The sequence below is a fragment of the Aquabacter spiritensis genome, assembly GCF_004346185.1.
In the GTDB taxonomy this organism is placed as follows: domain Bacteria; phylum Pseudomonadota; class Alphaproteobacteria; order Rhizobiales; family Xanthobacteraceae; genus Aquabacter; species Aquabacter spiritensis.
In genome coordinates this window covers 1-1,237 of record NZ_SMAI01000048.1, presented here as the reverse complement: position 1 = coordinate 1,237, position 1,237 = coordinate 1, and the positions used below count along the sequence as shown (strand labels likewise).

At 66.2% G+C, this 1,237-nt stretch carries 1 protein-coding gene; it reads right to left on the bottom strand.

Annotation, left to right across the window (positions count from 1 at the left end; all coding sequences use genetic code 11):
* A partial coding sequence (locus EDC64_RS23375) for an IS1182 family transposase (RefSeq protein WP_132036264.1) occupies positions 1-1,216 on the bottom strand: 1,216 nt, incomplete at its 3' end.
* Positions 1,217-1,237: the final 21 nt, after the last annotated feature.

The window sequence follows — 1,237 nt, the reverse complement described above, 5'->3', positions numbered from 1 at the left end:
GCGTCTGCTTGCGCAGGGCGTAGAGCTTGCGGCCCTCCGGCGTCTTCAGCCGATGCGCCATCGCCTCGACCGGCGTCGGATTTTCCAGAGCCTCCGGCGGGGTCTCGAAGCGTTCGGCCAGAGGCGGATGATGCGGCTGACGGCCCATCGCGATCGCCGGCTCCACGCCCGCCTTCACGCAGGCCTCGACATTCGCCTCACTAAAGTAGCCCGTGTCCGCAAGGAGATTTTCGACATCGCCCAATTCGTCGGGCAAGGCGTCGAGCGTCTTCAGCGTCGGCTCGATCTGCTGCTTGTCATTGGGCGCCTGAACCACATCCGTCGCCACCACCAGCAGGCTGCCCGCCGCCACCGCGGCCTGCGCATTGTAGCATTGATCGAAGCCGCCGCCGGCGACCGGCATGATGCGCGAATCCTCGTCGGTGAGATTGATCTGGTCTTTCGGCGAGGGCTCCGGCGTCGGCGGCTGCGGCGGCTTGCCGCCGGGCTTCTTGCCCGTCGCCGCCGTCTTGGCCGCCCGCGCCGCGAGCTTGGCTTCATGCTCGGCGAGCTCGCGCGCGTGACGCTCCTTGGCGCGCGCTTCGATCTTCGCCCGCGCCTCTGCGATTTTGCGCAAACGCTGCTCGCGCCGCTCCAGCTCTTCTGGGATCGACATTCCATCGGGAACGTTCGCCTGATCCGCCGCCTCGGCTCTGGCCATCAGATCGGCCACCTCGGCCGCGAGCTGCGCCTCGATCTTGCCCGCATGCTCATAGGACAGCGCGCTGTGCCGGCTGGCGTTGGCATGGATCTTCGTTCCGTCGAGCGCCACCGTCCCCATCTTCAGCACGCCCATCTCGCGCGCCAGCAGCAGAACCTGAACGAACAGCGCTTCGATCTCCTTCAGGAACCGCCGCCGAAACATCGCGATCGTATCGTGATCGGGATGGTCGTTGGCGGCGATGAAGCGGAACGCCACGCTGTCATAGGTCGCCCGTTCCAGCTTGCGGCTCGAGAACACGCCCGTCGCATAGCCATAGACCAGAATGCCGAGCAGCAGCGCCGGATGATAGGACGCCGAGCCGGAGCCGCGATAGCTCCCGCTCATCGCGCGAAGATCGAGCCCGTCGATCACCTCGACGACAAAGCGCGCCAGATGCCGCTCCGGCAGCCACTCGTCGACCGAGGGCGGCAGGAGGAACCCAGTCTCTCGATCGATCGGACGGAAATTGCTCATCGACAGCCCGCACTCTTCAGA